The organism is Acidovorax sp. 62 (genome assembly GCF_002754495.1).
In the GTDB taxonomy this organism is placed as follows: domain Bacteria; phylum Pseudomonadota; class Gammaproteobacteria; order Burkholderiales; family Burkholderiaceae_C; genus Acidovorax.
This window is the reverse complement of the sequence record NZ_PEFJ01000001.1, coordinates 1,508,740-1,534,507: the sequence shown is the minus strand read 5'-3', so window position 1 is coordinate 1,534,507 and position 25,768 is coordinate 1,508,740. Positions and strand designations below refer to the sequence as shown.

Annotated in this window: 27 protein-coding genes; 18 read left to right on the top strand and 9 right to left on the bottom strand. The window is 59.3% G+C overall.

Annotated features, from left to right (window positions below; translation table 11 throughout):
* Positions 1 to 132: 132 nt before the first annotated feature.
* The 4 genes from fliE to CLU86_RS06820 form a co-directional block, all read right to left on the bottom strand.
* A complete protein-coding gene (gene fliE / locus CLU86_RS06835; protein WP_099655475.1) occupies positions 133 to 441 on the bottom strand; it encodes a flagellar hook-basal body complex protein FliE in 309 nt (102 codons plus the stop codon).
* Positions 442 to 669: 228 nt separating this feature from the next.
* A complete protein-coding gene (locus CLU86_RS06830; RefSeq protein ID WP_099655474.1) occupies positions 670 to 1,932 on the bottom strand; it encodes a type II restriction endonuclease in 1,263 nt (420 codons plus the stop codon).
* Positions 1,925 to 3,331 carry a heavy metal sensor histidine kinase gene (locus CLU86_RS06825; protein WP_099655473.1) on the bottom strand — a complete coding sequence of 469 codons (1,407 nt, stop codon included), beginning with the start codon at positions 3,329 to 3,331 and terminating at the stop codon, positions 1,925 to 1,927. Before CLU86_RS06825 ends, CLU86_RS06830 begins: the two co-directional genes overlap by 8 nt.
* Positions 3,328 to 4,014 (bottom strand): heavy metal response regulator transcription factor, encoded by a 687-nt coding sequence (locus CLU86_RS06820; RefSeq protein ID WP_099655472.1) that lies wholly within the window; start codon positions 4,012 to 4,014, stop codon positions 3,328 to 3,330. The genes CLU86_RS06825 and CLU86_RS06820 overlap by 4 nt, the downstream gene beginning before the upstream one ends.
* A 254-nt stretch (positions 4,015 to 4,268) precedes the next feature.
* On the opposite strand from CLU86_RS06820, the gene CLU86_RS06815 reads away from it, so the two are divergent.
* Genes CLU86_RS06815 through CLU86_RS06795 form a run of 5 tightly spaced genes read left to right on the top strand, consistent with a single transcriptional unit; the run spans position 4,269 to position 8,239 of the window.
* Positions 4,269 to 4,478, top strand: coding sequence for a hypothetical protein (locus CLU86_RS06815; RefSeq protein WP_233194850.1), 210 nt, complete (start codon positions 4,269 to 4,271; stop codon positions 4,476 to 4,478).
* The gene (locus CLU86_RS06810) at positions 4,475 to 5,908 is read left to right on the top strand and encodes a TolC family protein (protein WP_099655470.1); all 1,434 of its coding nucleotides are present in this window, start codon (positions 4,475 to 4,477) and stop codon (positions 5,906 to 5,908) included. The genes CLU86_RS06815 and CLU86_RS06810 overlap by 4 nt, the downstream gene beginning before the upstream one ends.
* Positions 5,909 to 5,925: 17 nt before the next feature.
* A complete protein-coding gene (locus CLU86_RS06805; RefSeq protein WP_099655469.1) occupies positions 5,926 to 7,338 on the top strand; it encodes a multicopper oxidase family protein in 1,413 nt (470 codons plus the stop codon).
* Between the two features lie 35 nt (positions 7,339 to 7,373).
* Entirely contained in the window at positions 7,374 to 7,859 is a 486-nt protein-coding gene (locus CLU86_RS06800) for a plastocyanin/azurin family copper-binding protein (RefSeq protein ID WP_099655468.1), read from the top strand.
* A gap of 38 nt (positions 7,860 to 7,897) precedes the next feature.
* Positions 7,898 to 8,239, top strand: coding sequence for a copper-binding protein (locus CLU86_RS06795; protein WP_099655467.1), 342 nt, complete (start codon positions 7,898 to 7,900; stop codon positions 8,237 to 8,239).
* A gap of 247 nt (positions 8,240 to 8,486) precedes the next feature.
* Here the strand turns inward: CLU86_RS06795 and CLU86_RS06790 are convergent, their stop codons facing one another.
* Positions 8,487 to 8,939 (bottom strand): HAD domain-containing protein, encoded by a 453-nt coding sequence (locus CLU86_RS06790; protein ID WP_099741089.1) that lies wholly within the window; start codon positions 8,937 to 8,939, stop codon positions 8,487 to 8,489.
* 114 nt (positions 8,940 to 9,053) lie between these two features.
* On the opposite strand from CLU86_RS06790, the gene CLU86_RS06785 reads away from it, so the two are divergent.
* Positions 9,054 to 9,356 (top strand): helix-turn-helix domain-containing protein, encoded by a 303-nt coding sequence (locus tag CLU86_RS06785; RefSeq protein ID WP_082836262.1) that lies wholly within the window; start codon positions 9,054 to 9,056, stop codon positions 9,354 to 9,356.
* Here CLU86_RS06785 and CLU86_RS06780 read toward each other — a convergent pair.
* Positions 9,353 to 9,790, bottom strand: a complete 438-nt coding sequence (locus CLU86_RS06780; RefSeq protein WP_233194848.1) for a hypothetical protein — start codon at positions 9,788 to 9,790, stop codon at positions 9,353 to 9,355. The two genes, CLU86_RS06785 and CLU86_RS06780, sit on opposite strands and share 4 nt — an antisense overlap.
* A gap of 180 nt (positions 9,791 to 9,970) precedes the next feature.
* Here CLU86_RS06780 and CLU86_RS06775 point away from each other — a divergent pair, with 180 nt between their 5' ends.
* The 7 genes from CLU86_RS06775 to CLU86_RS06750 all read left to right on the top strand — a co-directional run bounded on the left by CLU86_RS06775 (position 9,971) and on the right by CLU86_RS06750 (position 13,721).
* On the top strand, positions 9,971 to 10,408 hold the full coding sequence (locus tag CLU86_RS06775) for a helix-turn-helix domain-containing protein (RefSeq protein WP_099741088.1): 438 nt from the start codon (positions 9,971 to 9,973) through the stop codon (positions 10,406 to 10,408).
* Between the two features lie 188 nt (positions 10,409 to 10,596).
* Positions 10,597 to 10,773 carry a hypothetical protein gene (locus CLU86_RS22810; RefSeq protein WP_158236318.1) on the top strand — a complete coding sequence of 59 codons (177 nt, stop codon included), beginning with the start codon at positions 10,597 to 10,599 and terminating at the stop codon, positions 10,771 to 10,773.
* Positions 10,774 to 10,830: 57 nt separating this feature from the next.
* On the top strand, positions 10,831 to 11,025 hold the full coding sequence (locus CLU86_RS06770; protein ID WP_082836271.1) for an antitoxin Xre/MbcA/ParS toxin-binding domain-containing protein: 195 nt from the start codon (positions 10,831 to 10,833) through the stop codon (positions 11,023 to 11,025).
* Between the two features lie 92 nt (positions 11,026 to 11,117).
* Positions 11,118 to 11,708 carry an HAD domain-containing protein gene (locus CLU86_RS06765; protein ID WP_099741087.1) on the top strand — a complete coding sequence of 197 codons (591 nt, stop codon included), beginning with the start codon at positions 11,118 to 11,120 and terminating at the stop codon, positions 11,706 to 11,708.
* A 550-nt stretch (positions 11,709 to 12,258) separates the two neighbouring features.
* Positions 12,259 to 12,462, top strand: a complete 204-nt coding sequence (locus CLU86_RS23025) for a hypothetical protein (RefSeq protein WP_099741086.1) — start codon at positions 12,259 to 12,261, stop codon at positions 12,460 to 12,462.
* Positions 12,463 to 12,666: 204 nt separating this feature from the next.
* A complete protein-coding gene (locus tag CLU86_RS06755; protein ID WP_233194846.1) occupies positions 12,667 to 13,068 on the top strand; it encodes a disulfide bond formation protein B in 402 nt (133 codons plus the stop codon).
* A complete protein-coding gene (locus CLU86_RS06750) occupies positions 13,065 to 13,721 on the top strand; it encodes a thioredoxin domain-containing protein (protein ID WP_099741085.1) in 657 nt (218 codons plus the stop codon). Before CLU86_RS06755 ends, CLU86_RS06750 begins: the two co-directional genes overlap by 4 nt.
* Positions 13,722 to 13,786: 65 nt before the next feature.
* Here CLU86_RS06750 and CLU86_RS06745 read toward each other — a convergent pair whose 3' ends face one another.
* The 3 genes from CLU86_RS06745 to CLU86_RS06735 all read right to left on the bottom strand — a co-directional run bounded on the left by CLU86_RS06745 (position 13,787) and on the right by CLU86_RS06735 (position 18,474).
* Positions 13,787 to 16,237, bottom strand: a complete 2,451-nt coding sequence (locus tag CLU86_RS06745; protein WP_255408819.1) for a heavy metal translocating P-type ATPase — start codon at positions 16,235 to 16,237, stop codon at positions 13,787 to 13,789.
* A gap of 216 nt (positions 16,238 to 16,453) precedes the next feature.
* Positions 16,454 to 17,791: a heavy metal sensor histidine kinase gene (locus tag CLU86_RS06740; protein ID WP_099741084.1), complete on the bottom strand. Its 1,338-nt coding sequence runs from the start codon at positions 17,789 to 17,791 to the stop codon at positions 16,454 to 16,456.
* Positions 17,788 to 18,474 (bottom strand): heavy metal response regulator transcription factor, encoded by a 687-nt coding sequence (locus tag CLU86_RS06735; RefSeq protein WP_099741083.1) that lies wholly within the window; start codon positions 18,472 to 18,474, stop codon positions 17,788 to 17,790. The genes CLU86_RS06740 and CLU86_RS06735 overlap by 4 nt, the downstream gene beginning before the upstream one ends.
* A 158-nt stretch (positions 18,475 to 18,632) precedes the next feature.
* Here CLU86_RS06735 and CLU86_RS06730 point away from each other — a divergent pair, with 158 nt between their 5' ends.
* From CLU86_RS06730 to CLU86_RS06710, 5 genes are all read left to right on the top strand, one after another.
* A complete protein-coding gene (locus tag CLU86_RS06730) occupies positions 18,633 to 18,971 on the top strand; it encodes a DUF4148 domain-containing protein (protein WP_099655489.1) in 339 nt (112 codons plus the stop codon).
* Between the two features lie 78 nt (positions 18,972 to 19,049).
* Positions 19,050 to 19,409, top strand: a complete 360-nt coding sequence (czcI, locus tag CLU86_RS23285) for a cation efflux protein, CzcI family (protein ID WP_099655488.1) — start codon at positions 19,050 to 19,052, stop codon at positions 19,407 to 19,409.
* Between the two features lie 156 nt (positions 19,410 to 19,565).
* Positions 19,566 to 20,921, top strand: a complete 1,356-nt coding sequence (locus CLU86_RS06720) for a TolC family protein (protein WP_099655487.1) — start codon at positions 19,566 to 19,568, stop codon at positions 20,919 to 20,921.
* Positions 20,922 to 20,923: 2 nt separating this feature from the next.
* Entirely contained in the window at positions 20,924 to 22,540 is a 1,617-nt protein-coding gene (locus CLU86_RS06715; protein ID WP_099655486.1) for an efflux RND transporter periplasmic adaptor subunit, read from the top strand.
* A 15-nt stretch (positions 22,541 to 22,555) separates the two neighbouring features.
* On the top strand, positions 22,556 to 25,744 hold the full coding sequence (locus CLU86_RS06710; protein WP_099741082.1) for a CusA/CzcA family heavy metal efflux RND transporter: 3,189 nt from the start codon (positions 22,556 to 22,558) through the stop codon (positions 25,742 to 25,744).
* The last annotated feature ends 24 nt before the right edge of the window (positions 25,745 to 25,768 follow it).

The following is a 25,768-nucleotide window of genomic DNA, read 5'->3' as shown; positions in this document are numbered from 1 at the left end:
CGGGCGGTCGGTTGCTGATCTGGAGAGGGCTTTCGAAACAGGCCCATCTCCAGTTGGCTCGCCATGCATGTCTGCGGCGCCAGCAGCAAGTGCGTGCGACATCAGCTTTTACATTGCTCTGACCTCCGAGCATCAGACCTGCATATTCATCACATCGGTGTAGGCCTGAACAATGCGGTTGCGGCTCTGAAGCGTGGCCTGAAACGCGATGTTCGACTTGACGCCAGCGAGCATCGTTTCTTCCAGACTGACCGTGGGATTGCCGAATGTGACCTCGCGGCTCAGGCGGCCAGACTCACTTTGCAACTGGCTTGTGGTTGAAAGCGCCTGCTTCATCGCGTCCAGAAAACCACCTCCCTGGAGGCTCGGTGCTTTGGACACAGAGTTTCCCAGCGAACTGACAGGCAATAGTGCATCCAATGGCTTTGTCGTAACGTTCATGCCGAGGCTTTCTGGGGGTGAAGAGTTTGCGAAGTTCTGCCTCGAAATCTGAACCGAGGCGATGCCCAATCGTAGAGATTGGAGTTCGATCTGTAGTTTTCGCAACGCAAGGCGCTACCCGTCAATCCCGCCGTTCGGGATTACAGAAACTTCATCTTGCCGACATCACCGTGGGTTGCCGCATCCCTGGGGTCCAAAAGGCCGCGCGCCGCACGAAGTAGCCGTGGCTCACAGCCGCTGCGAAATCTCCAGCAGCGGCTTGATGCTGGACCCAAAGCGGCTCATGGAGGCATGGTTCTGCTCCAGCTGGCTGTAGGGCAAATACCGGATTCCCAGCTCTGACACCCTGGAGAAGGCGGGCCTTTGAAGTTGCTCAGCGACCTTGTCTCTGCGATTGTCTGGCGCCACCAGAAACAGCGCGCAGTTGCCTGCAACCGGCGTACCCAGGGCGAGATCGAGCATGCGCACAATCCCCGAGTAGATGGACGTGGTGTGTTCGACTTCGAATGCCGCAGCGAATTGCGAGGTCTGGGGATCAACCCATACGACATCGATCAGTCGCACAGACTCCAAACCCCGGTCCAGGCTGGCGGGCAGCTGCGCGAGGCATCCATCTCCCAGCAGCCCCCCTCCATAGGCGCGGCCCCGGTCGTTGGACGCGATCCAGACCTCAAACCCGAGGGCCTTTCCCAGGTCGCGCAGCGAAGCCTGGACACCCGTGTGGGTCGCATCGCTCTCGGTCGCCTGGGACAGTTCCCGTTGCAATGCGGTGGATTCCTGCCGCACACGTTCAAGGTCTTCTTGCCAGAGAGCTGTCGCCGCCGCATCCATGGCTGGTGGCGGCGCTGCATATCGGCCACTGCCAATGTCAAACATGAGTCCCGCGATTGCACCCAAATCATTCGACAGCTTTAGCCGGTACTGCGCGTTCAAGCGCAGCAAGCCCTCCCGCATGGAGAGATAGTGGCCCCAGCGCCCGAGCTTCACGCGCCCCCCGGTCACCGCGTTGAAACCATTGACGATGGCCGTGTTAAAGGGAGAGACCAGCGTTGGGTGGATGAAGTACAGCAAGTTGGCGACCGCTGGGCCCAAGCCTTTGATGCCAATTGCATCAATGCGCTGTATGGCGGCCACCACGTCTTCCGCGCAGTCGCAGTGATCACAAGTGTGAAGAAGGTCTGCGAAGGCGAGCTGATTATCCGTGTTCTCGTAGATGTCCGGAATCCGCAGCTTGGGCTTCCAGAGGAATGCGTGGTCCGCTCCTTTGAAAATCTGGCGCTGCTCTGCCACGGAACCAACGATCGTCTCCAGAGAGGAGCCTCGGTAGGCGTTGCCAAATGTTCCGCCTCGGATGTCCTGCACCACCTGCGCAATGCCTCGGCGAATGGAGCGGAAGTTCTTGATCCGCTGATCCCACAGGAACCAGGTGTTGTAGGTGCTGCTCGGATCTGCCTTCCAGCAGTCTATGAGGGTTGCCAGGGGGTCATGCATTTGTCGTGAGGTGCTTGCCAATGCTCTGTGCACTGGGGAAATACATCGAAAAACAAGTTCTGCCACCGGCCGAACTCGCGGAAATCCGCCCCCGGTGCGCGTGAACAATCGCCTGGGTGATGGACAAGCCCAAGCCCGCGCCATCGGAATCCAGCTGCTTGCGCGACTTGTCTGCCCGAAAGAAGCGGTCAAACAGGCGAGGGATCATTTGTTCATCAATGGAAGGCCCGGTGTTGACAACATCCACGGTGGTTCCGTGCAGGTCCCCTTGGATGTCTACGGCCACCTGCTCGCCTGGCGGGGTGTAGCGAATGGCGTTGGACAGGAGATTGCTCAGCGCCCGGCGCAGCATCAACCGGTCGCCAATGATCTCCGCCGCCCCGGTCAACTGCAGACGAACCTGCTTTTCTTCGGCCAGTGCCTCGTAGAAATCAAACAGGGCCTGTGCTTCATCGTGAACAGCGATCTTCTCCGTACTAGGAAGAATGAGCCCGTGGTCTGCCTTGGCCAGAAACAGCATGTCAGCAACCATGCGGGCCAAGCGCTGGTATTCCTCGGCGTTGGAGGCCAATATGTCCTGGTACTCCTCGGAGGAACGAGCCTGGCTGAGCGTGACTTGCGTCTGCGTCATCAGATTGTTGATCGGTGTACGCAGCTCGTGAGCCAGGTCCGAAGAAAACTCGGACAGGCGGTCGAACTCCTCCTTCAGGCGCCGCAGCATCTCGTTGAGGGTAGTCGCCAAGTCGGCCATTTCCACCGGAAACTCCTGGGTTGGCATTCGCTCGTCCAGTCGCTGTGCCGTGATGGCCATGGCCCGAGACCGCATGGCCCGAAGCGGTGCCAGACCATTCTTTGCGGCCCACCAACCCAGGACCCCGGCCACCAGCGTGGCCAATGCTACGTAGCCCCCGAGCACCCAAATCAATTCGTACATGAAGTGCTTGTGGTGGGCAATGTCCACGGCCACCCAGACCTGCAGCGGCAGTTCTGCGGAACCTGGCAGCGTCACGGCTTCGGACATTCCCCGGTACTCACGGTCCTTGATTCGCCACGAGGCAACCCCCAAGCGGGAATGCAGGGTCCGCACGCTCAAGTCCGCAGGAAACTCAAAATCCTCTGTCGAGTACAGCGATTGCCCATTGCGAAGCACGGTGACGAAGAGGCCCTCATGGCTGTGCAAAACGTCATCCAGCCGCGTCTTCAGATCCTGCGGCGACTTCGATTTACCGATGACTTCACGCGTCAGGTGAACCTTGTCACGCAGCGCATCGCGGTCAAGCTCCACAAAATGCCGGTCGATGGAAATCGCCACGAGAGTCCCCAGGCCGATCAGCACCAGGGCGGACGCCAAAGTAAAAAAGACCGTCAGCCGTGTCGTGAGCGAGTACCGGGCTTTCACGCACGCTCCTGCGGCGCTTCAAGCACATACCCCATCCCCCGCACCGTCTGGATTAGCTTGGCGTCATAGGCATCGTCAATCTTGGCCCGAAGCCTGCGCATCGCCACCTCAATCACGTTGGAATCGCTATCGAAATTCATATCCCACACCTGCGACGCGATCAGCGAGCGCGGCAGAACTTCCCCTTGGCGGCGCATCAGCAGCTCCAGGAGTCCGAACTCCTTGGCCGTGAGGTCGATGCGTTTGCCAGATCTGCTGACTCGCCGCCGCAAGAGGTCCAGTTCTAGATCGGCCACCTGGAGGACCGTCACCTCGGTGCCATTGCGACCACGCCTGAGGATGGTGCGCGCTCGCGCCAGTAGCTCGGCAAAGGAAAACGGTTTGACCAAGTAGTCGTCCGCCCCCAGTTCCAATCCTTTGATCCGGTCTTGCACCTGATCCTTGGCCGTGAGAAACAGTACGGGCATCTCCAGGCCCCGGCGACGCAGACTGGTGAGAACCTGCCAGCCGTCCATCCCTGGAAGCATCACATCCAGAATCACTAGGTCGTAGTCACCTTCCTGGGCCAGATGCAGGCCATCGACTCCGTTGTGAACCAGATCGGCGTTGAACCCCGCCTCACGCAACCCCTGGCGCAGGTATTCGCCTGTTTTGATTTCATCCTCGACGATCAATATCTTCACGGGATCTCCCCAGCACTGCGAATGGCCGCAAGTGTGCCTCTAGAACACAGGCTTTCTTGAACATGACAAAGATGTAATGAAGCTGTTATGTCGTCGGAAGCTGTTGGCTCACACAATGCGTTGCATCAAGAACGCATGGTGAACCTATGAGAAATTCCTGGCTTTCACGACCTACCTCAACCCCCTGGCTTGCCGCCGCGCTAATAGCGCCCTCGCTGGCATTGGCACAGATGCCAGAGGGCGAATCCGCGAAGGTGGACTACAAACTTTCGTACAGCTCCTCCCTCTCGGGTTACGACACCTACAAAGAGCAAGCCGTTCAGCCCTGGAAGGCGGCCAATGACAAGGTGGGGGAAATCGGAGGATGGCGCACCTATGCCAAGGAAATGCGCCAGACAGCACCCGCAGCCGGCCAGGACCAACCCACCCAAGGCCATGACGCACACCACGGAGGCAAACAATGAGCCGCCCCTTGCACATGCCCCGCGCCAAACTCGTGATCGCCGTGGCTGCAGTGGTGGTCTTGTCTGGCTGCGCAAGCGTGAATTTGGAGCAGAACATCTCCAGCGCCAATGACGCCGCAAGCGGTTTTACGGATGGCCAGCTTACCTTGGCTCGGGACCAGACCGAGCGTGACGCGTTGCACCAGCGCGCTTCGGATTTGCTGGCCAAACCGCTCAGCCAAAAGGATGCCGTGCAACTCGCACTGGTCAATAGCCCATCCCTACAGGCCCTCGTGGCCCAAAACTGGGCGGACGCTTCTACGGCAGCCCAGTCCGGACGCATCGCCAATCCCATTCTGAGCCTGGAGCGCGTGCGCTTGGGCAGCGAGACGGAAATCGGTCGCATCCTGTCCTTCGGCCTGCTGGATCTGCTGACATTGCCGACGCGCAAGGGCATTGCCGAGCGACGCATCAAGCAGACCCAGTTGCGCCTGAGTAGCGATGTGGTGGATCAAGTCACACAGGTACGACAGTCTTGGGTCCGCGCCGTTGCTGCGCAACAGACCCTGGCCTACACCCAACAGGTCGTCGCTAGCGCGCAGGCCAGTGCCGAACTAGCCAAGCGCATGCAGGCAGTGGGGAATTTCAACAAACTTGACCGTGCACGCCAGCAAGCGTTCTATGCCGATACGGCGACCCAACTGGCCAGCGCCCAGCACCAGGTCACGGCGACCCATGAGGAGCTGGTGCGGCTTTTAGGCCTGGACGATAGCCAAGCCCAGCAGCTCAAGTTGCCTGAGCGCCTGCCCGCGCTGCCCAAGGAGCCGCTTTCCCCATTGGACGCTGGCCGTCAGGCATCCAAGGGGCGCCTGGATCTGCAGATCGCGAAAGCCGACTACGACGCAGCCGTACGCGCGCAAGGCTGGAACACGATTACAACCTTCACAGACATCGAGTTGGGCGTGCGGCGAGACTCAGTCTTTGATGCCGCCGAAAACACTCACTCCACGCGGCGCGGCTTCGAGATCAGTCTGCAGCTGCCGATCTTCGACTGGGGTGGTGTGCGACGCGATGCGATGAACGCACAAACTTTGGCTGCAGCCAACCGACTCGAAGCAAGCGCACGCGCAGCGGGCTCGAACCTTCGGGAGAGCTACTCCGCGTACCGCACGGCATATGACATCGCGCGTCACCACCGCGACGAGGTGATCCCCCTGCGCAAAACCATATCCGAAGAAAACCAGCTTCGCTACAACGGAATGCTGATCAGCGTTTTTGAGTTGCTCGCCGACTCCCGTGACCAGGTGAACTCTGTGATGGCGGCACTGAACGCCGAACAGCAGTTCTGGCTGGCGGATGCCGCCCTTCAGGCATCTCTCATTGGCAAGCCCACCAGCGCTGGCGTCTCTGGCAGCGGCGCAGCAGCTGCCGAAGCTGGTGCAGGTCACTGATCCCCAAGGAAACCAACATGAATTCAAGAAGAGATTTTTTCCGGTTTGCGGGCATTGCCGGAGGGGCGGTGGCCGCAGCGAGTGTGAGTCGTGTGGCAATGGCCGCGCTGCCAGAGCCCGTGTACCAGACAAGCCCTGAGACCATGGCGCCGCTGGTTCCCAACTCCGGGCGCCCCTATAACCCGGTGGTCACGCTCAACGGCTGGACGCTGCCCTGGCGCATGAACCAGGGGGTCAAGGAGTTCCACTTAGTGGCAGAGCCGGTGGTGCGCGAGATGGCCCCAGGTTTCAAGGCGCACCTGTGGGGATACAACGGCCAAAGCCCTGGCCCCACCATCGAAGTGGTGGAGGGTGATCGCATTCGTATTTTCGTGACAAACAAACTGCCTGAACACACCAGCATCCACTGGCATGGTCAGCGCTTGCCCAATGGCATGGATGGCGTGGCGGGCCTGAACCAACCCGCCATTCTGCCTGGCAAGACCTTTGTCTACGAATTCGTGGCACGCCGTCCTGGCACCTTCATGTACCACCCGCATGCCGATGAAATGACCCAGATGGCCATGGGCATGATGGGCTTGTGGATCACACACCCCAAGGCCAAGCATCCGCTGATCGATGAAGTGCACCGCGATTTCTGTTTCCTGCTCAGTGCCTATGACATTGAGCCCGGGGCGGCGACGCCCAAGGTTGCAGAGATGACGAACTTCAATCTGTGGACATGGAACAGCCGCATCTTTCCTGGCATCGACTCCTTGAACGTCCGGCTCAACGACAAGGTACGCATCCGCGTGGGCAACCTCACCATGACCAACCACCCGATGCACCTGCATGGACACGAGTTTTTGGTGACAGGCACGGACGGTGGTCCTACGCCGAAGAGCACCCGTCTCTATGAGGTGACCACCGATGTGGCCGTGGGCCAGATGCGCCAGATCGAGTTTCTAGCGGACGAAGAAGGTGACTGGGCATTTCACTGCCACAAGAGCCACCACACCATGAACGCGATGGGTCACGACATTCCCACCATGATTGGCGTGGACCACCGGGGTGTGGCCAAGAAGATCAACAACCTGATCCCCGACTACATGGTCATGGGCGAGCGGGGCATGGCAGACATGACCGAGATGGAGATGCCCATTCCGGACAACACCATCCCCATGATGACGGGGGAAGGCCCCTTCGGATCGGTCGAGATGGGCGGCATGTTCAGCGTCCTGAAGGTGCGCCGCGACCAAAAACCGGGCGACTACACGAACCCGGGTTGGTACAAGAACCCTGAGGGCACGGTGGCCTATGAGTACACCGGCCCGATTGCTGAGCCTTCCCGTTTTAAGGCCGAAGGTGGCCAATCCATGCCTCTTAAAGAAAAGCGCAGCTCCGACACTGTTGTTCAGGTCAGAAAACCGTCTTCACACAGCGGCCACTGATCCCATCCATTTCACGCTCACAACCTAAGGTAACTATGAAACGCACTCTTTCCCTGATCGCCACCTCCACCCTGATGGCCTTGTCTTTCAACAGCTTTGCAGGCGGCACCCACAGCGGCGGCCACGGCCACGGAAGCGATGATTCAGCCATCGGAGAACCAGGCAAAGCTGCAAAAGTCAGTCGCACAATCAATGTTGACATGGCAGACACCATGCGATTCACACCTGCGGCTATATCCGTCAAACAGGGTGAGACCATCAAGTTCGTGATCAAGAACAGTGGGCAGGTCAAACACGAGTTCAGCTTGGGAACCGACGCCGAGCTGAAGGAGCACTACGAAACCATGAAGAAATTCCCGGATATGGAGCATGACGAACCCAGCAAGCTGTCGCTCGCCCCCGGCAAGCAGGGCGAAATCATCTGGCAGTTCACAAAGGCTGGTGAAGTCAAGTTTGCCTGCCTCTATCCGGGCCACTACGACGCAGGCATGAAGGGCCAGGTCACCGTGGTTAAGAAGTAATCGGGGAATCCTCGCACGCGATTGAGCAAGGAATTGATATGAAAAACGCAAACACTCTGCTGATTGGCGCCATCTTGTCTCTCGGCGCCCTTATGCCTGTCTCGGCTATGGCGCAGGCTACTGGAGACGCTAGCAAGCCCGCCGCCATGGCCGAAGCATCTATGACCGATGGAGAAGTGCGAAAGATCGATAAGGAAGCCGGAAAGATCACCATCAAGCATGGCGACATCAAGCACCTGGAAATGCCAGGGATGACAATGGTTTTTGCAGCCAAGGACAAGGCTTTGCTCGACAAGGTGCAAGTTGGCGACAGGATCCGCTTCATGGTGATCAGCGAGGGCGGAAAAATGGTCGTTACGGCCATCGAGCCTGCCAAGTAAGCAAAAGAGTGCCTCCCGCCTATTCAAGATGGGAGGCACTCTTCGGATATGTGCAAATCAACCAAGAAAAAACGGCCCAAGTTCGCCAGTCAGGCTATCCGCATATCAGGGTGATAGGGGTAGTCTCGGTTTTTGTGCAGGATCGGGGTGATCTCACTTTCGGTGCAGATTACCCGGTTAGGACGCTCGGGTTAACCCTAGATTAGTGTTTTCTGAGGTCAGGTGGTCTGCCCTCCTGGCAGTCTTTTCAAAGTGTGGTTTGAAGACGAGCTGTCAGTTGTGAACCGGTGGCCTGCGTGAGTCCCGTTCGCCCATCGACCAAAAACAACGACTTGCAGAACGGCCGATAGAGCCACGATCGATCATCCACCGCCACCCATCTGCGATGTGGCACATCGTTGGCCCAAAGCCAGGCATGGCACTCGGCCTCCCGCTCGTACCCCACCAGCGTATTCGGGACGTTCGTTAGATCGCAATATCTGGGGGTAACGCCTTCGATCATGGCGGCAATGTCCGGAGAGAACCTTTCCAATAGATCCTCATAGGCCTGTTCCAGGCGCCAGGTGCTGGTGATCACGATCTGGCACTCGGGCACCTGTCGTAACGCATCTTCCAAGATCGATAGGCAACAGAAGTGCCTCGACTCGTGGCAGTGCTCTGGGTGCAGGACCCCATCAAAATCCAGAAAGAGTATGGGCACAGCGCGACTTCAGAAACAGATTTCCAACAGGGGCTGAATATTTTTTCGAGTTAGCGAGCCTATGAGACTATTTGGTCGTGGTCTTTTTAGTCTCATTGGACGGAAATCGGGTGGATGTCTTCCCGAAAGCGTGTTCCACCCCAAGCCGACTTTGGTCGGGCGCTGCAGCAATTGCGCGCGGCACGCGGCTTGGTTCAGGAAGACATGTTGCTGGCAACGAGCCGCCGACACATCAGTCGCATCGAGCAGGGACATCAAGTGCCCAGTATCCGCACCATCGAGGTATTGGCCGAGCAGATGCAGATCCACCCTTTAACCTTGATTGCTACCGCGTACTGCCCAGACCTGGACACGAACTTGGTCAATGAACTCCTCAGGACCGTCAAAGCGGACTTCAAGGGCATCATTTCAGACTAGGCTTGGCATTCCGATTCGGCCTGTTCCTTGGCATACTGAACCAGCATTTGAAGCCCTTGTATCAGACCGGTGCCAATGGGTGTGGCATCTTGGCGGTGCAACATCCGATTGACGATCTCCCGATCCACAGCAGTGCTGAGCAAGCACAGTGCTTCTTGCAGAGTTTCGAGGCCCACTTCCAAGCTGTCGCCTGAACGTTTGGCTCCCGCCTTGGTCAGAAGCAACAGGGCGAGCGGTAAGGCTGCACTAGCGGGATCGTGATCCCCGCTCCAATCCGAGCCAGACAGAAGGTCTCGGAGTTGGTCTGACATCAACAATAGGTGGTTGTCATCCAGCGCATCCGGCAGGATGGCTTCCCAACCCCGTGACGTGATCAGGCGCAACATGTCCTGTGCTCCAAATTTTCCTAGGGTCGCTTTTTCCAAACGCAGCATCATTCTTCATTCAAGTTAATATGAGACTAATTGGTCCCTTTTGGGGCCGTGGCGTGCGAAGATAGCTGAATGGAATGCCATTTTTGTTTTCCAAGTGTGTCCGTCTCCCAATGGAAATAAACCGGTTGCCCAGATCTGCTTAAAGAGGCAACCAGTCTGTTGCCTCATGCGTTTGCCCCCTTGAAAAACCGCCTGGATCTCACCCGCTTGGCCGAACTTGATCGGCAGTTTTGCGATTTCGCGAAGCTGCAGCGGAATGCCACGCCCAGGTGTGGCTGGGCAAAGACGGTGAGATTGGCCTTGGGCATGAGTTCCAAAGCGCTAGGTGAGCGCTTGGGCATGACGGCGCAGGGAGTCCGCAAACTGGAGCAGGCCGAGGCCAACGGCACTATCACGCTGAATACGCTTGCACGTTTGGCTCATGGCCTGGACTGTGAAGTGCACTACATGTTTGTTCCCCGAACCAGTTTGGTGGAGCAGGTGCTCAACCGTACTCAAGACATCGCTGGAATTGCGTTGCCGTCCACGTTGAAGGGGGCGGAGGTGCTGACAGATGCAGAGACGCTGATGGCCCTTACGAGTGCGCTGGTAAAAGTGAGCAAGCGTGGCCTTTGGTGAGTCAGCGCTGGTTCTCCTACCGATACAACCCCGCGATGAGTTTGAACTTCGTTGCTATCATTAGCGCAAAGCAAGCCCCCGGTGCGACCTCTGCGAAAGCATGCCCCCGGGGGCGACGTTTTTCTGAGAGGTACTTTGATGAAATCTCTCTCCGAAGCTCGCGACAGCTCTTGAGAGATCACCGCGCCATGGAATTGCACCGCACAGGTCAGGCTGCCCGCAAGGCGAAGCGCGTCATCACAATCAAGGTCAAGCACGCTCTTCCTGTCATCACCGCAAGGGAATATGCGCGCTCGGGCGATGCAACCAAAGATCCGACACTCAGGCGACGCCGCTGTGCCATTGTTAACGGGACTGATCGGTAACTTGTGGACACGAATTCTGCCCCCATCGCCCTAGAAGACCACATCGCTATTCTCACTATGCTTGTGCGGCGCATGGTTGATGAGTCTGGTGACCCAACTGGTTTCGACGCACAGACCTGGCTTAATCACTGGCTCGTGGGGGTGGTCCCAGCGTTGGGTGATCGAAGGCCTCTCGATGTGCTCAAAGAGCCCGGCGGCCTTGAGGTGGTGCGGAGCTTGCTCATGCGTGTCCAGTCTGGTGCGTTCTCGTAGGAATACGCACGTGGCTGGCAAGTTCTGAGTCCGCTCTGGCCCCGCCGTCCTCCTTGACTATATCCCCACCAAGCACAGTCCAGTCCCAACATATGGCTCTGTCCTCTGGCCAAATTTCCCCATATCTCCCTGCGTCCACTCCACGCAGCGCGGACGTCGTCCTGTACCTCGATCTCGATGGCGTTGTTCACCATGAAAAAGTGCTCTGGCATCCACGCAAGGGCATCTACATGAGCCCGTATGAGGCTGCAGGACATTCGCTGTTCGAATGGGTTCCATTCCTGGAGTCGGTGCTCCAACCCCACCCGGCAGTCGCCCTGGTACTGAGTAGCACCTGGTGCATCCGCCCAGGGTACAGCGCAACCCTTAAGCGCCTTCCTGCCTCCTTGCGTGCCCGGTTTATTGGTGGGACATACCACAGGCGTGTGCATGGCGTGGATCCCTGGAACCTGTCCATGTTCCGCACCACCCCCCGGGGCGTGCAAGTTCAAGAGGACGCTCAGCGCAGAAAACCCCGGCAGTGGATAGCTCTTGATGACGATCTGGAGGATTGGCCTGACTCTTGTTGGCAAAACCTGGTCGCATGCGATGGAACAACGGGCTTGTCAGACACCGGAGTCCAACAGGAGCTGGGGGAGAAGTTGCGCTGCTGCTTTTCGGCTCTGTCCGACAACCACTTGTAGTTTCTATAAACAATCAGCTGACGAGGGACGGGCGGCGAGAGCAGACACTTTGCAGCCCGTGGTAATTGGCATACTGCTGACTGCTACTCTGTTTATGTGCTGACACTGGGCTTTGCCCACATTGATGTTGGCGCCGATGAATCTTGACAGTGTCATGTGTATCTCCTTGGGTTTGAATGCACGTGACCCGGAAACTGCACCAACGCCTAGCCAGCCGACGGGTCACGTGTGACAGTTTGCTGACCGTATGCCGACAGCTTGCGCACCGCAGGATTACAAGTTTGTTATGTTGTCGCGCCTGGCTGTGTGATCGATTCGACACTGCCGGGCATGGCATCGGCCGGCGCTCCAAAGTGGTCGTTCCGCCTGGGATGCCACTACAATTTTCCGGATGCACTCCCGCACCCGACTGCTTGTTTTCCTCTTGGTACTGTTGCCGCTGCAACTGTGCTGGGCGGCAGTGGGCGCGTACTGCAAAGATGAAGGACCGGGCTCCTTGCCTCCTGTGGCAATGCATTGCTGCGAGCACGCCCAGCTGCGGGACGGAGCAATGGATGAATCCACCCGAGCTGGCGATGCAGCGCCCAGCGTGGACTGTGGTTCCTGCCATCTGCAGGGCACCGAAGCCTTTCAGGCGCAACGCGATCTACTGCCGGCCTTTCCCCTGGGGCGCTTTTACACCGACACGCGCGGGTGGCCGTCTTCAGAGTCCGTCAGTCGCCCCGAACGCCCGCAGTGGCCCGCCCTGGCCTGACCAGGGCATCGGTCACCACCGTCTCCGATCCCCGCCAAGCGTGCCAGCACAGCGTGTGCTGGCCTCATTAGCATGCCTTCGGGATCTTTCCATGTCCTCCACTGTCGGGTCGAATGGCTCTGGAATCTACACACGCAGTTGTGCCTTGATCGGTGCCTCCTGCCAGAACCGTTGTTCAAGGAGGCGTCGATGAGCCGGCCCTCGGTGCTGCTCCTGATCGCCTGGCTGCTGGCTGTGTCCGCCACCGGCAGTGCGTTGTTCATCGGCGAAGTCATGGGCATGGCTCCTTGCGTCTTGTGCTGGTACCAGCGCATTGCCATGTTCCCGCTGGCCTTGCTTCTTGGAATGGCCTTTTACAGCGACGACCGCCGGGGCGCTGTCTATGCCTTGCCTCTGGCGCTGGCGGGTGCGGTCGTGGCTGGTTACCACAGCCTCTTGGCGGCAGGCCTGGTGCCCAAGGCTTGGGTCCCCTGCGGCGCCGGCGTGTCATGCGCCGATCAGAAGCTCGACATCCTCTACGGCATTGAGTTGCCCTGGCTTTCACTGGCGGCGTTCATTGCCATCGCCGTCTCGCTCTCCCTCTATCTGCGAAAAACAGACAAATGAAACACCGAAAACTCATCATCTTCCTCGTGCTGGGCATGGCCTTTGTGGCCTTCCTTGTCGGCGTGAATCTGTACCAGAGCCGCGTGCAAAGTGCACAGGAGCTGCAGGTGGCAGGACAAGCCGAACGCCTGGTCCGCATGCATTCACCCGTGATCGGGCCCCGTGAGGCACCCGTGACCATCGTCGAGTTCTTCGATCCCGCCTGCGAGACCTGCCGCGCCTTTTATCCGGTGGTGAAGGAACTGATGCAGCAGTACCCCACCGAAGTGCGGCTGGTCATCCGCTACGCGCCTTTCCACCAAGGCTCGGAGCAGGTGGTCAAGCTACTGGAATCGGCCCGGCGGCAGGACAAGTACCTGGCCGTGCTGGAAGCGGTGCTGGCCGCACAGCCGCAGTGGGCGGACCATGGAGCCCCCAACCTGGAGTTGGCCTACAAGGCGGCTGAACAGGCGGGGCTGGACATGCAACGGGCGCGGGCGGACATCGCAGCCCCTGCATTGGACGCCGTGGTGCTACAGGACGTGCAGGACCTGACCGCCCTCAAGGTCGAGAAGACGCCGACCTTCTTTGTCAACGGGCGCCCGCTGCCCAGTTTTGGCCACAAACAGCTGACTGACCTAGTGGCGCAAGAGGTCTCCAAAACCAAGAAATGAAAGCGGGACATTCAAGTAAGCGCTCCGCAAGCCCACCGGTGGACTTGGCGCGCGCTGACGAACGCTCAGTGGGAATGCGCATGCTCCTTGGTTTCTGAGCGGCTTGGCTTGGCGGCTGGCTCCACCCGTGTACCGCGAAGCAGACGCAGTCCGTTGGCTACCACCAGCAAGCTCGCTCCCATGTCCGCGAAGACCGCCATCCACATGGTGGCCGTGCCAACGACCGCCATCACCAGGAAGACGCTCTTGATGCCCAGCGCCAGGGTGATGTTCTGCCAGAGAATGGCGTGGGTGCGCTTGGATAGACGCACTGTCTCGGCGACGCGCTGCAGGTCATCGTTCATGATGACCACATCGGCTGCTTCCATGGCCGTGTCGGTTCCCGCCGCACCCATGGCAAAACCTATGTCGGCCTGCGCTAGCGCCGGCGCATCGTTGATGCCGTCGCCGGTCATGCCGGTGGCGCCATAGCGCTTTTGCATTTCCTTGATGGCATCGAGTTTGGCTTCGGGCAGCAGATCGCCACGGGCATCGTCAATGCCGGCCTGGGCAGCGATGGCCTTTGCCGTGGCAGTGTTGTCACCCGTCAGCATCACCGACGTCACTCCCAGCGCCTTGAGGTCGACGATGGCCTGCTTCGACGTCTCGCGAATGGTGTCCGCTACCGCAAACAGCGCCAGGACGCGCGATTCGTCCGCCAGGAGAGTGACCGTGCGGCCTTGTTTTTCATGGGTGGCCAGCTCCGCCTCCAGCTCCGGACCGCACAGTCCTAGCTCATGTATCAGTCGGTGATTGCCCAGCATCAAGCGCACACCATTGACCATGCCTTCGACGCCGCGCCCAGGCAAGGCCTTGAAGCTTTCTGCTTCTGGACCCTTTACATCCAAGCCCTGGACAATCGCCTTGGAAACCGGGTGGTCGGAACGAGCCGCCAGGCTGGCAGCCATCTGCTGGACTGCTGCCTCGTCACCGGCACCCCACACCTTCCACTTCACCAGCTTGGGTTTGCCTTCGGTGATGGTGCCGGTCTTGTCCAGCGCCACCGCCTTCAGAAGCCGGGCATCTTCCAAGTAGGTTCCGCCCTTGATCAAGATCCCACGGCGCGCTCCTGCGGCCAATCCGCTGACCACCGTGACCGGCGTGGAAATGACCAGAGCGCATGGGCAGGCGATCACCAGCAGGACCAGGGCCTTGTAGAGCGCCTCCAGCCAGGTAAGTCCCATCAGGAAAGGAGTGAGGACCGCCACCGCCACGGCAATGGCGAAGACTGCGGGGGTGTAGATGGAGGCGAACCGATCCACAAAGCGCTGCGTCGGAGCGCGCGTGCCCTGCGCCTGCTCAACGGCTTGGATGATCCTGGCCAGGGTGGTGTTGCTCGACAAGGCTGTGACCTCGAACTCCAGCTCACCAGTCTCGTTGATCGTGCCGGCGAACACCTGGTCGCCAGGTGCCTTGTCCACGGGGATGCTCTCGCCAGTCACGGGGGCCTGGTTGATGGCGCCATTGCCCTTGGTCACCTTACCGTCCAGCGGCACGCGTTCGCCCGGCTTGATGCGCACGGTCGCTCCGATGGCCACCGAAGCCACCGGTGTAGCGGTCCACGCTCCGTTGGTGCCCAGTACCAAAGCCTCTTCGGGCGCCAGTTCCAGCAAGCCCTTGATAGCGTTTCGGGCCCGGTCCACTGCCTTGGCTTCGATGAGCTCCGCAATCGCGTACAAAGCCATCACCATCGCGGCTTCTGGCCACTGACCAATGAGGAATGCGCCGGTGACGGCCACCGACATCAGCGCATTGATGTTCAGCTTGCCGCGCAGCAGCGCCGCAAGGCCTTTCTTGTAGGTGTCGATCCCGGCCAGCCAGATAGCCAGCGCGGCGATGGCCATGCCCACCACCTTCCAGGCCATCTGGTCTGGAGCAAAGAACGAGAGGACCTCAGCCCCCGTGGCGAACACCAGCGCGGCCACCAAACGGGAGATGCCGCCTGCAAAACCATGTCCATGGTCGTCGCCTTCGGCTGGTTCGCCCGCCTGTCCGCCCTCGGAGCCATTGGCGCCGGCCACTGGCTGCGGATCGAAGCCCGCTTTGCGGATGGCGTCGAGGGCCAGCGGGTAGGTGCCTTCGTCGGCATCGATCTTCAGCGTCCGCGCGCCGAGCTGAAAACCCAGAGAGCGGATCCCATCCAGAGGCTCCAGCGCCCGGCGAATCTCCGCCTCCTCGGCGCTGCAGTCCATGGTCGCAATGCGAAACACCCGGCCCTGGCTACCCTGGGTGTTCGCCGCAGTGGCCACCGGCTGCGGATCGAAGCCCGCCTTGCGGATGGCATCGAGCGCCAGGGGCAATGTGCGATCCTCCGCATCAATCTTCAGCGTGCGCGCGCCGAGCTGGAAGCCCAAAGAGCGGATTCCCTCCAGAGGTTCCAGCGCCCGCCGGATCTCCGACTCCTCAGCGCTGCAGTCCATGGTGGCGATTCGGAACAGCTTGCCCTGGCCCGGGCTGCTTGTGGCTGCAGGGACCACTGCTGCGGTACTGGAACAGCCCGAGGAGCAGCAGGTGTCAACAGTGGTAGGAGGTGTGCTTGTTTCTGATTTCATAGCGCAATTGGAAACCTTAAAGTGACTTTAAAGTCAAGCGGCAATAAAGATATCGCTGCTTCGTCCTACGTAAATCGGATTCTTGAACGCGCCGCGCTACGTGGCAGCGTCACAAGCGATCCCAGTCTGTCGAAATCGCCATCAGTTAGGACGGATTTCGATTCCTACATTCGTCACCCCGTTCTCTGACGATGCGACTGGCTTGCCCTGATGCATGCGTGCAATAGCAGCGACTATGGCCAGCCCGAGGCCATGGTTGCTCTGCCCATGGCTACGAGACGGATCTGCACGGAAGAATCGGTCAAACAGCTGCGGGAGTATCTCGGGATCGATAGTGCTGCCGTAGTTGGTGACACTGACTAGCACACGGTCCTGATCGATGGCTCTGAGGTTTATCTGGACGATTGAGCCAGAGCTCGCGTATCGAGTGGCGTTGCCGAGCAAGTTCGACAGGGCCCGGCGCAGCAATGGCACGTCGAAGGCGCCATGCGCATCACCGACTACTTTAGCGGTGAGACCTGCCTCGGCCAGTGCGGCCTCGTGGTAGTCCAGTACGTCAGCAGCCATTGATGCAAGACTCGCCACAGGCGCGCGACGCGCTCCCACACCTCGATCGGCCTGGGACAGGAACAGCATGTCATTGACGATGCCGGTCAGGCGGTGCAGCTCCTCCAGGTTGGACGCCAGCACCTCGCGAATATCCGCTTGCTCAGGGCGCCGCAGCGCCAATTCATTGTTGGCAATGAGCGTGGCCAACGGCGTGCACAACTCATGCGCCACGTCCGCATTGAAGCCTTCCATCTGGGAATAGGCCTTCTCGATGCGGGTCAGGAGTGCGTTGAACTGGTCGATCAGAGGCACTAGCTCAAGGGGCTGCTCGGCGCTGTCGAGCCGTTGATGCAGATTGTCAGCCGACACTGCGCACGTCTGGCTGGCCAGTCTTCGAACAGGTGCCAGGCCAAGATTGACCAGGGAAAATCCGCCCAGTGACACCACGATGCTCCCACCGATGGCGGCCACCAGCAAGGTGACTGCAAGCCGGTGCAGCAATTGGTTGTCGGTTTGGATGTCCAGCGACAGCTTGACGCTCAAACCCTTTGATGGCGTTTGGCCTGTGGTCTGTGGCACCTCAAACTGCCTTTGGCGCCACACCGTCTTCGCAGTCTCGTTTCGTGTACGGACGTAGAGGACAAACCCATCGGCCTGCGCAACCTCTAGCGACAGATCTCCGTGCCCCACCAAGAAATCATCAAGTTTGTGCGCAAGGCCTTCAGAGTCCCCGTGCTCCTTGCCGTCAAGCAGCAGGTGCCGAATGACGTTTTCCTTTTGCGCTAGCGTTTCCTCTTGCCGATCTCGAAAACTGAATTCGGTCACCAGATACACGGCTAGACAAACCAGCCCGAGCCCGGCAAAGCTCTGCAGTGCCAGCCACCACGACAATCGCTGGCGCAATGAGCGATGCCGGCTCAGCGTAGTCATTCTTTGCGCTCCTCCATGACGTATCCCATGCCACGGATGGTGTGCAGCAGTGCTGTGTCAAAGGGTACGTCGATCTTGGTGCGCAGACGCCGGATCGCGACTTCAACAACATTGGTATTGCTGTCGAAGTTCATGTCCCAAACCTGTTCAGCAATCTCCGTTCGAGAGAGAACTTCGCCCTTTCTTCTCAGAAACAATATCAGCAGCAGAAACTCCTTGGCAGTCAGGTCCAAGCGCTGACCGCCTCGGGACGCCTTACGCCGCATCAGGTCGACTTCAAGGTCGGCCAACCGCAGCTGCGTGGGCTCAACCGTATCCCTTGCACCGTAGGTACGTCTGAGCAGAACCTGGATGCGGGCGCTCAACTCGGAAAATGCGAAGGGCTTGACCAAATAGTCGTCAGCGCCTGTCTGAAGGCCTAGTACCCGATCCTCGACACTAACCCTGGCCGTCAGCATCAAGACGGGAGTCTGCTTCGTCTTGCGAAAGGCCGCCAGCAGGCTGAAGCCATCGATCCCAGGGAGCATTGCATCTAGTACCAGCAGGTCGTGCCCGCCTTCAAGGGCCATGTGCAGGCCGTCCACACCGTTGTGGGCGACATCCACCACATAGCCGACCTCTCCGAGACCCTTTCGGAGGTACTCGGCCAGCTTGACTTCATCTTCAATGAGCAGAATTTTCATGAGGTCATTCTCGAAGAATGCGACCTGTTCGCAGATTACGAATTTGTCATCTGGCTGTTGGCGTCTTGTTGTGGGCCAATTTCTAAAGTTCCCTCTGTGTCGAAAGGCATAGCTGCTGGCATATCGCCGACGGCTTACTTGAATCAAGGGACAAAACCATGAACATTCGCAAACCCCTCGCGCTCTCCCTGATCGCCCTCGCCATTACGGCCCCAGGCCTAGCATCTGCCTCCTCGCTGTATCACGCTGCTGACGGAGAGGTTGGCGTGACCACCCATCCCGATCACGTGCAAAGCACGGTGTCACGTGATGACGTGCTTCGGTCTGTTGAGATTGCGCGCAAGGACGGTTCATTGGCGGCCCTTTCGCGCGGCGGATCCCTGCCTATCAAAGCCACTAGCTCCCCCAAGACCCGTGAGCAGGTGCGGCAGGAATACCTGAACATGTCTGCAGAAGAGAAGCAGCAGATCAAGGAACTGTACGGCACGGGGGGCTAATTCGGGACAGTGCCGAGTTCATCCGTGCTCCGAGAGACGTCACGCGAAGCTCTCTTTGCCCCATGCTAGACTCAAAAAATGTATCGCTTGATAGCTGTTTTCATGCTCGCTTTGCTCCCGTTCCAGTTCAGCTGGTCAGCGGTCGCTGCGTACTGCGCGCATGAGAGCTCGACCGCCCAGGCGCAACACGTGGGGCATCACGAACACGAACACGATGTCAAAAGCGAAGTCGGCCAAGTGGATAAAACTGACCGAGGCGCGGACATGTCCGATATCGACTGTTCGGTTTGCCACGGAGCTGGTATCGGGGCCCTCAACTGGTCCTGTGCCAAGCAAAGCATCTCCCACGACCGTCGAGTGGGTTCGCCGCTTGGCGAGCGCCTGGCTGCTGTAACGCCCACTCCTCCTGATCGCCCTCAGTGGCCCGTCCTCGCCTGATCGGCGGGGCATCTCTCCTTCTTTTTGGTCAGTCTTGTCCGCCCTAGGCGGACGCAGTTGTGCGTGTCATGAATGCAATGACTGACGAGTTGCCAGGCAGCTGTACGGTTGCCAGTCCGCCGATTCCTTCGTGTTTTGAAACCACTGGAGAATCCGATGTTCAAGGGTCTTTACCTTCAAGAAACCCGGCGCGCATGGCGTGGCCACCCAAAATTCAGGCTTGCGGCAGGAGCCGCAGCCATATTGCTTACGGCCTCGGGCGGAGCCCTTGCTCAAGGCGTGTCCCAAAGGCCAGCCGCCGAAGAGAGATCCGCTCAAACGGCTGCAGGGCTACCTGGTGAGCCACTGTCTCTGGTCCAAGCCATCGAACTGGCTTTGGAGGGAAATCCGGAAGTGGCGGCAGCGACGCGCCAATTCGAGGCAACCGAAGGGCAAGTTCTTCAAGGACGCTCTCGCCCCAATCCCGAGCTCGCATACTCCCTGGAAGACGCGCGTTCCCAGACACGTACGCAAAGTTGGCAACTCAACCTGCCAGTGGAGTTGGGTGGAAAGCGAGCGGCTCGTACCAAGGCCGCCGAAAAATCCCGCGAACAAGCGCAAGCCCAACTCGCTGAGCTCAAGGCCACCGTGCGGGCCAATGTCGCTGCAGCTTACTTTGATGTTCTGACTGCGCAGGAAAGACTGGCGCTCGCTAGAGACAGCGCTGCGCTGGCCAAGTCGTCAACGGACACTGTCGCCAAGCGCGTTGCAGCCGGCAAGGTGTCACCCGTAGAAGAGTCCAAGGCCCGGGTTGCCGAAGCCGGCGTGCGCGTTGAACTGGCCCAGGCCGCAAGTGAACAACGCAATGCCCTGTCTCGCCTTTTCGCGCTGTTGGGACGGATCGATGCGCCGTACACCGTCCTGGAGGGCAAGGCCGAGAACCTGCCCTCGGTCCCGAGCCTCGTCGATCTCCAGCCCCTGATTGCTTCTTCGCCAGGCGTGGTACTTGCGCGAATCGAGGTGGATCGGCGCAAGGCCTTGACCGACCTGGAACAAAGCAAGCGCGTCCCCGATGTCACCGTCAGCGTCGGCATGCAGCGCAGCAACGAGACGCAGCGCAACGTCCTTCTTTTCGGGGTCTCTGTGCCTCTTCCCGTCTTCGACCGCAACCAAGGCAACCTCCTGGAGGCGCTGAAACTTGAGGACAAGGCCCGCGATGAGCTGCAAGCAGCCACCGTGCGCCTGCACAGCGAAGTGGCGCAGGCACGAGAGCGCCTTTCCACGATCACCGCAGAGGTTCAGTCACTGCAGCAGGAAGTTCTGCCCGGTGCGAAGTCGGCCTATGACGCCGCCACCATTGGGTTCGAGAACGGTAAGTTCAATTTCCTGGAAGTGCTCGATGCCCAACGCACTTACTTCACCGCCAAATCCCAGTACCTCAAAGCCCTTGGCGAAGCACACCGTGCAGCGGCTGATATCGACCGCCTGCTCGGGGCCAGCATGGTTTCCGGCCTGATCGCAACGCAACACTGAGCATGACCATGAACATGAACTCCAGCAAATCCACCATCAGTAAAAAACACCTGATCGCCATTGCAGTAGTCCTCGCACTAGGGGTCGGCGCGGGAACCTTCATCTTGCAAGGTGGCGGCAAGCCCAAAGCTGCGACCGCCGAGGGCGATGGCCACGGGCATGGCAGCCATACTGAAGCGAAGGGACACGGCGACGGTGAACACCATGGCAAGGGTGGCGAAAAGGGCCACGACGATGACAAGGGGCATGCCGATGGTGAACACCATGAAAAGAGCGAAGCCAAGGGACCACATGGCGGTACCGTGTTCAAGGAAGGCGACTTCAGCTTGGAAGCATTGTTGTCTGAAGACGGTGGCGAGCCTCGACTGCGAATCTGGCTGTCCGACAAAGATAAACCGCTGCCCCTGAATGCTGCAACGGTCACGGCAACTGTGACCCGCCCGACAGATGAAAAGCAGAAACTGACGTTTGCCGCTGAAAAAGACAGTCTTGTCAGCCGGGAGATCGTTGCTGAACCCCATGCGTTCGACATAGAGATCATTGCGCAGACTGCCACAGAGCCTTTCATGTTCGTGATGAGCAAGGAAGAAGGAAAGATCGAACTGACCGATGCCCAGATAAAGGCTGCATCCATCAGCCTGGACAATGCGGTCAAAGCCAACATCAAGACGGCCTTGCTTCTTCCCGGCGAGATACGCTTGAACGAAGACCGCACGTCTCACGTTGTTCCCCGGCTTGCGGGAGTCGTGGAAAGCGTCAATGCCAGCTTGGGCCAAGTGGTCAAGAAAGGGCAAGTTTTGGCGGTGATCGCGAGCCCGACTGCTTCCGAGCAACGCAGCGAGCTGCAGACGGCCCAAAAGCGCTTAACGCTGGCCAAAACCACCTACGAGCGAGAGAAAAAGCTGTGGGAGCAGAAGGTGTCTGCCGAACAGGACTATCTGCAGGCCAAGCAGGCCTTGAGCGAAGCGGAGGTTGCCGTCGCCAACGCCCATCAGAAGCTGAGCGCCATGGGGTTGTCCGCCTCGTCAGTGTCTGGTCTCAATCGCATAGAGCTGCGTGCGCCCTTTGACGGCATCGTCATCGAGAAGCACCTGAGTCTCGGCGAGGCGGTGAAGGAAGATGCTGCGGTTTTCACCATCTCGGACCTATCCCAGGTGTGGGCCGAGATCAACGTTCCGGCAAAAGACCTACCAGCGGTGCGTGTGGGCGAGAAGGTCACGATCAAGGCCACCGCCTTTGACGCCTCCGCTACAGGCACTGTCGCTTTTGTAGGAGCGCTCATTGGCGAGCAAACCCGCACGGCAAAAGCCCGCGTGGTTCTTGGCAACCCTAAGGGCGCTTGGCGCCCCGGCCTGTTCGTCAATGTCGAGGTGGTGTCCGAAGAGACGGCTGCGCCTGTAACCATCTCAGCAGACGCCGTCCAAAACGTTGGGGAAAAGCCGGTGGTCTTTCTCAGAGTCGACGGCGGCTTTATCGCCCAACCCGTGAAGCTGGGCCGAAGCGATGGCAAGCGGGTCGAAGTCCTCTCGGGTCTCAAAGCCGGCATGCCCTACGCCTCGACCGGCAGCTTCGTGGTGAAGTCTGAACTCGGCAAGGGATCTGCCGAACACACGCACTGATCGCGGAGCGCATACATGTTTGAAAAACTCATTCGATTCTCGATCGAGCAGCGATGGCTGGTGTTGTTGGCGGCGTTGGGCATGGCGGCCCTTGGCGTCTTCAGCTACCAAAAACTGCCCATCGATGCGGTCCCTGACATCACAAACGTCCAGGTTCAGATCAACACCCAGGCCGCAGGCTACTCGCCTTTGGAGACTGAGCAGCGGGTTACATACCCCATCGAGACGGTCATGGCTGGCCTGCCAAACCTGGAGCAGACCAGGTCGCTTTCGCGATACGGTCTGTCGCAGGTGACCGTCATTTTTAAAGACGGAACCGACATCTATTTTGCTCGGCAGCTCGTCAACGAGCGTATCCAGGAGGCGCGCGACAAGCTGCCTGCCGGCATCACGCCAGCGCTGGGGCCCATCTCGACCGGGCTGGGCGAAATCTATCTCTGGACTGTCGAAACCAAGGACGGGGCGAAGAAGCCCGATGGCTCACCCTATACCGCAACAGACCTGCGCGAGATTCAGGACTGGATCATCAAGCCACAGCTGCGAAATGTTCCTGGCGTGACCGAGATCAATTCCATTGGCGGCTTTGCCAAGGAATACCAGATCGCGCCCATCCCTGAACGACTGGCATCCCTGGGCGTGACGTTGCAGGACGTGGTCACTGCGCTGGACCGCAATAACGGCAACGTGGGCGCGGGCTATATCGAAAAGCGCGGCGAGCAGTACCTCATTCGCGCACCCGGCCAAGTCAAATCCCTGGAAGACATTGGCAACGTGATCCTGAGCAGCGCCAACGGTGTCCCTGTGCGCGTGCGCGACGTGGCTGAGGTGGGCATTGGCCGAGAGCTGCGCACCGGTGCAGCAACCGATAACGGGCGCGAAGTGGTCCTCGGCACGGTGTTCATGCTGATCGGCGAGAACAGCCGGACTGTCTCGCAGGCGGTGGACAAGAAGATGTTGGAAGTCAACAAGAGCCTCCCAGACGGAGTACACGCGGTGACGGTCTACGACCGTACCGTGCTTGTTGACAAAGCCATCAGTACGGTGAAGAAGAACCTGCTGGAAGGCGCGGTTCTGGTGATCGTGATCCTGTTCCTCTTTCTGGGCAACATCCGTGCCGCCATCATCACGGCAATGGTCATCCCCTTGTCGATGCTTTTTACCTTCACGGGTATGGTTCAGTACAAGGTGAGCGCCAACCTGATGAGCCTGGGAGCGTTGGACTTCGGCATCATCATCGACGGAGCGGTGGTGATCGTTGAGAACTGCGTACGGAGACTTGCCCATGCACAAGCGCACCACGGTCGGCCACTGACGCGGGCTGAGCGCTTCCATGAGGTGTTTTTGGCATCCCAGGAGTCAAGGCGTCCATTGCTGTTCGGACAGCTCATCATCATGGTGGTGTACCTGCCCATCTTCGCGCTGACAGGCGTTGAAGGGAAGATGTTCCACCCCATGGCATTCACGGTGGTCGCGGCACTGCTGGGCGCCATGGTTCTGTCGGTGACATTCATCCCCGCAGCGGTGGCCCTGTTCATCGGCAATCGGGTCAGCGAGAAGGAAAACTTCCTGCTGGGCCATGCCAAGCGCTTGTATGGTCCACTGCTCGACCGTGTCATGGCCGCCAAGGCGGTCGTACTGACCGCAGCTGCAGTTGCGGTGATCTTGTGCGGGTTGATCGCCACGCGTATGGGCAGCGAGTTTGTACCCAATCTCAATGAAGGCGACTTTGCGATCCAGGCGCTGCGCATCCCAGGCACCAGCCTTTCCCAGTCAGTCCAAATGCAGCAGCAAATTGAAAGGACCTTGAAAGAGAAATTCCCCGAGATCGAGCGCATCTTCGCCAGAACCGGTACTGCGGAGATTGCCTCGGACCCCATGCCGCCGAACATTTCGGACGGGTACATCATGCTCAAGCCAATGGCAGAATGGCCCGAACCTCGAAAAACCCGCGACGAATTACTCGCGGCGATTCAGGAAGTCATCGGGAAAATCCCGGGCAACAACTATGAGTTCTCCCAGCCCATTCAGCTGCGCTTTAACGAGCTGATCTCCGGGGTGCGCAGTGACGTAGCCGTGAAGATCTTCGGTGACGACATGGATGTCCTGAACAAGTCCGCAGAAGAAGTCTCCGCAATGCTGCAGAAGATTCAGGGCTCTTCTGAGGTGAAGGTTGAGCAGACGACGGGGCTTCCGATGCTCACCGTGAACATCGACCGCCAGAAGGCTGCTCGCTATGGTCTGAACGTTGCCGACATTCAAGACACCGTGGCCACCGCTATCGGTGGACGCGAGGCCGGCACTATGTTCGAGGGCGACCGCAGATTCGACATCCTGGTTCGTCTGCCTGAATCCCTGCGCAACGATCTCGAAGGGATGAAGCGCCTTCCTATCCCGCTGCCGCGTTCTGCCAATGGGACAGAGGCCAAAACGAACTTCATCCCGCTGGGCGAGGTAGCAACATTCGAGCTTGCTCCTGGCCCCAACCAGGTGAGCCGAGAAAACGGCAAGCGCCGCATCGTCGTGAGCACCAACGTGCGCGGGCGCGATGTGGGCTCTTTCGTCGCAGAGGCTGAGCAAGGCCTGGCCCAGATCAAGATTCCTACCGGCTATTGGACGAGCTGGGGCGGAACCTTCGAGAACTTGCAGTCGGCCACGCAGCGCCTGCAGATCGTCGTGCCGGTGTCCCTGCTGCTGGTTTTCGTGCTGCTGTTCGCTATGTTCGGCAACGTCAAGGATGGTCTGCTGGTCTTCACTGGCATCCCATTCGCTTTGACGGGGGGCATCCTGGCGCTTTGGCTTCGCGACATTCCGATGTCTATCTCTGCGGCTGTCGGCTTCATCGCGCTTTCTGGGGTGGCCGTGCTCAATGGTCTGGTGATGATTTCGTACATCCGCAGCTTGAGGGAAGGCGGCGTTGGTCTTGACGAAGCAATCCGTGACGGCGCGCTCACCCGGCTACGGCCGGTTCTGATGACTGCCCTGGTGGCCTCGCTGGGCTTCATTCCCATGGCCATTGCGACAGGCACTGGCGCTGAAGTCCAGCGTCCCCTGGCCACCGTGGTGATCGGCGGAATTCTCTCGTCCACGCTGCTCACGCTTCTCGTGCTGCCGATTCTTTACCGTCTGGCCCACCGGCCCGATGAGGAAGATGAGGACGTGTCCGCTGAGCCCTCGCATCCCCCAGACGTGTCCGCGTCCGCGTAGTTGAAACGGTCCCGCTCGCTGATC

What these genes read in the sequence shown, in the direction of transcription:
- fliE (WP_099655475.1), bottom strand. Translation starts at nt 441, where the DNA reads ATGAACGTTACGACAAAGCCATTGGATGCACTATTGCCTGTCAGTTCG.
- CLU86_RS06830 (WP_099655474.1), bottom strand. Translation starts at nt 1,932, where the DNA reads ATGCATGACCCCCTGGCAACCCTCATAGACTGCTGGAAGGCAGATCCG.
- CLU86_RS06810 (WP_099655470.1), top strand. Translation starts at nt 4,475, where the DNA reads ATGAGCCGCCCCTTGCACATGCCCCGCGCCAAACTCGTGATCGCCGTG.
- CLU86_RS06805 (WP_099655469.1), top strand. Translation starts at nt 5,926, where the DNA reads ATGAATTCAAGAAGAGATTTTTTCCGGTTTGCGGGCATTGCCGGAGGG.
- CLU86_RS06800 (WP_099655468.1), top strand. Translation starts at nt 7,374, where the DNA reads ATGAAACGCACTCTTTCCCTGATCGCCACCTCCACCCTGATGGCCTTG.
- CLU86_RS06795 (WP_099655467.1), top strand. Translation starts at nt 7,898, where the DNA reads ATGAAAAACGCAAACACTCTGCTGATTGGCGCCATCTTGTCTCTCGGC.
- CLU86_RS06785 (WP_082836262.1), top strand. Translation starts at nt 9,054, where the DNA reads ATGTCTTCCCGAAAGCGTGTTCCACCCCAAGCCGACTTTGGTCGGGCG.
- CLU86_RS06780 (WP_233194848.1), bottom strand. Translation starts at nt 9,790, where the DNA reads ATGCTGCGTTTGGAAAAAGCGACCCTAGGAAAATTTGGAGCACAGGAC.
- CLU86_RS22810 (WP_158236318.1), top strand. Translation starts at nt 10,597, where the DNA reads ATGGAATTGCACCGCACAGGTCAGGCTGCCCGCAAGGCGAAGCGCGTC.
- CLU86_RS06770 (WP_082836271.1), top strand. Translation starts at nt 10,831, where the DNA reads ATGCTTGTGCGGCGCATGGTTGATGAGTCTGGTGACCCAACTGGTTTC.
- CLU86_RS06765 (WP_099741087.1), top strand. Translation starts at nt 11,118, where the DNA reads ATGGCTCTGTCCTCTGGCCAAATTTCCCCATATCTCCCTGCGTCCACT.
- CLU86_RS23025 (WP_099741086.1), top strand. Translation starts at nt 12,259, where the DNA reads ATGGATGAATCCACCCGAGCTGGCGATGCAGCGCCCAGCGTGGACTGT.
- CLU86_RS06750 (WP_099741085.1), top strand. Translation starts at nt 13,065, where the DNA reads ATGAAACACCGAAAACTCATCATCTTCCTCGTGCTGGGCATGGCCTTT.
- CLU86_RS06740 (WP_099741084.1), bottom strand. Translation starts at nt 17,791, where the DNA reads ATGACTACGCTGAGCCGGCATCGCTCATTGCGCCAGCGATTGTCGTGG.
- CLU86_RS06735 (WP_099741083.1), bottom strand. Translation starts at nt 18,474, where the DNA reads ATGAAAATTCTGCTCATTGAAGATGAAGTCAAGCTGGCCGAGTACCTC.
- CLU86_RS06730 (WP_099655489.1), top strand. Translation starts at nt 18,633, where the DNA reads ATGAACATTCGCAAACCCCTCGCGCTCTCCCTGATCGCCCTCGCCATT.
- czcI (WP_099655488.1), top strand. Translation starts at nt 19,050, where the DNA reads ATGTATCGCTTGATAGCTGTTTTCATGCTCGCTTTGCTCCCGTTCCAG.
- CLU86_RS06720 (WP_099655487.1), top strand. Translation starts at nt 19,566, where the DNA reads ATGTTCAAGGGTCTTTACCTTCAAGAAACCCGGCGCGCATGGCGTGGC.
- CLU86_RS06715 (WP_099655486.1), top strand. Translation starts at nt 20,924, where the DNA reads ATGACCATGAACATGAACTCCAGCAAATCCACCATCAGTAAAAAACAC.
- CLU86_RS06710 (WP_099741082.1), top strand. Translation starts at nt 22,556, where the DNA reads ATGTTTGAAAAACTCATTCGATTCTCGATCGAGCAGCGATGGCTGGTG.